This window comes from Streptomyces chiangmaiensis (assembly GCF_036281785.1).
Taxonomy (GTDB): Bacteria; Actinomycetota; Actinomycetes; order Streptomycetales; family Streptomycetaceae; genus Streptomyces; species Streptomyces chiangmaiensis.
In genome coordinates this window covers 1-4325 of record NZ_JAYWVC010000379.1, presented here as the reverse complement: position 1 = coordinate 4325, position 4325 = coordinate 1, and the positions used below count along the sequence as shown (strand labels likewise).

Here is a 4325-nt window from a genome sequence, read left to right as displayed (position 1 = left end):
CAGGAAGGCTGCAGCCTCGGCTCCCTGGCGAGCGAGATCATCAAGACGGACCTTGACGTTCACAACGAACTCGCTAGCGCGTTCGACCACAGTTCTGCCCCCTGGAGCCCTCGATGAGCGAACAGCCCGCCACCACCGACCACGCCCGGCAGCAGCTAGAGCCCGCGGCCGCCGACACGGTGCGCGCGTACGCGGCCAAGACCCACGAGGACGCCGACCAGTTCGCCGCGGTCCTGGAGGACATCGCGGCCAACGGGCTGCCGTCGGTGGAGGACTGCATGCCGTGGGAGGAGCTGCGCGAGGCCCACCTCGCCCGGCTCGCTCGCTAACGCCCGGCCGTCGCCTGATGGCCCCGCAGCACGGCCCGCGCCGCGCCCGGATCGCCTTCTCCGACTCCGCCGCCAAGCAGCTGGAGAACATCACCAGCGAGGCGCAGAATCACGCCTTCACTCATCGCTCTGGTGCCGGCGTGGAGGGTTCAGCACCCACACTCCGAGCACTCAGCACCGTCGTCGTACGAGGGAGCGTACGGCGCTTCTGTGGTCACAAGGCAGTGCGTGAGCTCCACAGTTCGGGGAAGACAGGCTGGTCGAGGCCGCGGCGCAGCCGTGCAACGGCCTCCGTACGGTAGTAGCCCGGCTTGGCCCCGAAGGTGCGCATGGTTACCGTGAGGTGTCTTTCCCGCCATCGGGTGAAGTGGTCACTGACCTGGGTCAGCAACTCGCCGAGCGCCATCAGTTCGGCGAAAGACTTCTCGTGGTAGACCCGCACCCATGCCGCTTCGACCTCCGGCCGGCTGACGTAGGGTTCGGCGAAGTCGCGGTGGACGACCGACTCGGGAAGCGGCAGTCCTCTGCGCTGCAACAGGTTCAGAACCTCGTCGTACAGACTGGGCGCGCTGAGCGCTTCTTGGAGCCCCTTGTGGATCAACGGAGTGGACCGGTGCGGCTCCAGCATCTTGGAGGATTTCAGTCCCAGCAGGAAGGCCAGGTGCCGGTACATGCACGAGTGGACCGAGGAGGACTCACCCTTGCCGAGCCGGGCCTTGATGGGGTTCCAGTCTGCGGGCGTCATGTCCGCGTAGCTTTCCCAGGTGCCTTCCAGGGCACGCAGGTGGCTCACGCTCCGAAGCAGGGTACGCAAAGCCGCGGGGACGTCGTCGGCACGGACCTCGCGTCGCGCTCGAGCGAGCTCATGACACAGCAGCCCGAAGTAGAGCTCCATCACCTGTGAGCTGACCACGAAGGCCATCTCGTAGGGGGTTTCCGTGACCGGCCGTTGAAGGGTGTGCAACTGCCGTACCTGGAAGTACTCGATGTATCCGGTGGTTCCGTCTTCGTCGCCCGATGTGGCGGACGGTGGACGCAGGTCGCGCCAGGATTCGCTGGCCATGAGGATATCTCTCCCACAAGGGCTGGTGGTGACTTCGACGGACTCGCGGACATGCGAAGCTCCGTCGCCGCAAGGCACCGATTGTCGTGTGTGTTGGAGGTCGCCGTTAGCCTCGCCAGCCTTCCTCGGGAACGCCCGCAACATCGGCTGGGCAACATCCCGCGGCCAACTCGGCTTGCCGGCGTGGTGACCGGCTCACCAGTCCACCGGTGTGCGGCTGTCGACCAAATCTTCGTTGAGGTCACTGCCCGGCCAGCGAGGCAGTGCCTTGCTACGGCCGGGAGCGCAGCGGGCCTTGACGGTACGACTGCCTCCAGGCGGGAGCTCATACATACCGGGCAAGGATTTCTCTGGAAGGTGTCGGTACGGCGATTTCCGGGAGGGCACCGTCAGGCGACCCTCGCGGAAATCGTCGCTCTCACGTCGGACGTGTAGCTTTTCCAACTCCCCATCTCGACGGCGAACCTTGGACGACTCATCCAGTATTTCGGCACCGTACCCCGTTGGGTCGCGCTGGTGAAGATTTCTGTCCCCACCGGCGCGACCTTATCGACGGAGATGTTTCCCCGACGTTTGCAGGGATCGTTGCGGTTCGTCCCTTGACGGTGAAAGCTACTTCTGCAGGAAGGACTCCAGCATAGAGTTCACTTCCTGCGGCTTCTCCTCCGTCACGAAGTGGCCCGAATTCTTCAGGACATGCCCCTCGACGTTCACGGCGTACTTACGCCACTGGTCGGGGACCCCTTGACCGAAGGAATCCTCGCCACCGATCGCGAGGATGGGCATCTGCAGCTTGCCCTGAGCCAGGTACGCCTTGTTCTGCTGCACGTCCGTGCGGAGCCCACGGTATACGTCCATCCACGCCTTCGTGTGGCCGGGCTCCTTCAGGAGGTGGGCGTAGTAGTCGAAGTCCGACGACGTGAACGGCGACGGGTTACCCGCGAGGTACTCCGTCATCATGTCGTGGACCAGCACACGTTCGTGACCGGCGATGAGGCTCTCGGCGAGCGGCAGCTGGAACAGACCGAAGTGCCACGGGGCGGGCTTGCCCGGGTCGGCGTTGAGAGCGGGGTAGCTGTAGATGCTGTCATCCGGGATGGGAGCTTCCATCACCGCCATGCGCTGCACCTCCGAACGCCACTGCGCCGCATAGTCGTATGCGACCCAGACACCGATGTCGTGGGCGACTATCTGGACACCGTCGTTGAGCCCCAGCTGCTTCAGCAGCTGATGCACGTCTCCCGCGAGCGTCGTTGCGTCGTAACCGCTCTCAGTGACCTGGGAGTCACCAGTGCCACGCAGGTCGACGGCGATCACGGTGTGAGCCTTGGAGAGCGGGACCATCTGCTGCCGAAACTCGGTCCACGACTGGGGGAACCCATGGATCATTACCACGGGCGAACCCTTGCCACCCCGCATGTAGTGCATACGGAAGCCATTTACTTCCGCGTACTTGGAGTGAAAACCAGCGGGGGGCTCAGTTTGCGGATACGACGACTTCGCCGCCGTGGAGCTGTGCTCGCGACTCTCACCCCATGCTCCGGAGCTCAAGGTCGCGGAGACCCCGAGGAGGGCCACCAACGCCGCTATGAGCGCGATGATTCTATTCCTCTTTCCTATTCCTATGCTCATCATTCTCCTACCTGGAGTTGGTACCGCGTTACGCGTCACTAGATGTGGGAGTACATGAAGCGACCAACTCGATCATTTTTACTTGCCATGCTCGGACCGGGCCAGATGGAAATTGTCATCGGAACACTCCCGTCCATGTTGGTCTGACGACTGTGGTCAGCCGTCGCTAATTTCCGCTCCGATACTCCCCGAGGGCCAGCCCGTGCTCAGCTTTAGGCTCTCGCCATCAGCAACTGAGCTTCCGGCCCGTGCGGTGTCACATGCGGTCGGCTTCCAGGACCGCCTGGGTGAACGCCTCGGGCGCCTCCTGCGGAACATTGTGGCCGATGCCCTTCAGCGTGCGGTGGACGTAGGGGCCGGTGAACTTCCCGCGATAGGCGGCCCCGTTGCCGGGCGGGGTGAAGGGATCCAGCGCACCGTCGAGTGTGACAGTGGGCACGTGGATGGGTGGGCCTTCGGCGAGCCTCGCCTCGAGGTCGTCGTGGCGCGAGTCGCCCGGCGCGAGGCCGAGCCGCCAGCGGTAATTGTGGATCACGATGCGGACGTAGTCCGGGTTGTCGAACGCCTGGGCGGTGCGATCGAAGGTGGCGTCACTGAAGTGCCAGGTCGGCGAGACGTTGCGCCAGATGAGCTTGGCGAAGTCGTGCCGGTACTCCGCAAGGCCCAGCTCGCTCCGCTCGGTGGAGAAGTAGTACTGGTACCACCACGCCCACTCGGTCGCCGGGGGCAGCGGCAGGCGCTGCTGCTTCCGGTCGGTTATGAGGTAGCCGCTTACGGAGACCAGGGCCTTGCAGCGCTCTGGCCACTGCACTGCGATGATGTCGGCGGTGCGGGATCCCCAGTCGAAGCCGCCGAGGACAGCCCGCTCGATCCGCAGGGCGTCCATCAACGCGATGATGTCCAGCGCGAACACCGCCTGCTCGGCATTGCGAAACGTCTTCGCGGACAGGAAGGTGGTCGTCCCGTAGCCGCGCAGGTAGGGGACTATGACGCGGTAGCCGTGCGTGGCCAGCAGCGGTGCCACCCCGACGTAGCTGTGGATGTCGTACGGCCAGCCGTGCAGCAGGATCACCGCGGGCCCGTGGGCGGGTCCTGCTTCGGCGTAGCCGATGCTCAACTCGCCGGCCCGGGTCTGCTTCAGCGCACCGAAGGAGAGGGTCCCTCGCGCTTGGTCCGGCCCGGCTGATTCCGCGCCCCTTCGGGCGGTCGCCGAGGCCGAGGAGGGGGCGGTCATCCCCGCCAGTGAGGCGGTCGCCGTGCTCGCCGTGCCCGCGCCGAGGGCCTTGCCGAAAGTCCGCCTG

Annotated in this window: 4 protein-coding genes; 1 reads left to right on the top strand and 3 read right to left on the bottom strand. The window is 65.1% G+C overall.

The window, feature by feature from the left end; translation table 11 throughout:
• The first annotated feature begins 113 nt into the window (after positions 1-113).
• Positions 114-329 carry a hypothetical protein gene (locus VXC91_RS42825; RefSeq protein WP_329512763.1) on the top strand — a complete coding sequence of 72 codons (216 nt, stop codon included), beginning with the start codon at positions 114-116 and terminating at the stop codon, positions 327-329.
• Between the two features lie 214 nt (positions 330-543).
• Here the strand turns inward: VXC91_RS42825 and VXC91_RS42820 are convergent, their stop codons facing one another.
• The 3 genes from VXC91_RS42820 to VXC91_RS42810 form a co-directional block, all read right to left on the bottom strand.
• The gene (locus tag VXC91_RS42820; RefSeq protein WP_329512762.1) at positions 544-1392 is read right to left on the bottom strand and encodes a tryptophan 2,3-dioxygenase; all 849 of its coding nucleotides are present in this window, start codon (positions 1390-1392) and stop codon (positions 544-546) included.
• Between the two features lie 612 nt (positions 1393-2004).
• Positions 2005-2781 carry an alpha/beta fold hydrolase gene (locus tag VXC91_RS42815; RefSeq protein WP_329512764.1) on the bottom strand — a complete coding sequence of 259 codons (777 nt, stop codon included), beginning with the start codon at positions 2779-2781 and terminating at the stop codon, positions 2005-2007.
• Positions 2782-3280: 499 nt separating this feature from the next.
• Positions 3281-4325, bottom strand: a 1045-nt coding sequence (locus VXC91_RS42810) for an alpha/beta fold hydrolase (protein ID WP_329512761.1), incomplete at its 5' end; no start/stop codon positions are given.

Coding starts and splice junctions, on each gene's coding strand:
- VXC91_RS42825 (WP_329512763.1), top strand. CDS start 114: ATGAGCGAACAGCCCGCCACCACCGACCACGCCCGGCAGCAGCTAGAG.
- VXC91_RS42820 (WP_329512762.1), bottom strand. CDS start 1,392: ATGGCCAGCGAATCCTGGCGCGACCTGCGTCCACCGTCCGCCACATCG.
- VXC91_RS42815 (WP_329512764.1), bottom strand. CDS start 2,781: ATGATCCATGGGTTCCCCCAGTCGTGGACCGAGTTTCGGCAGCAGATG.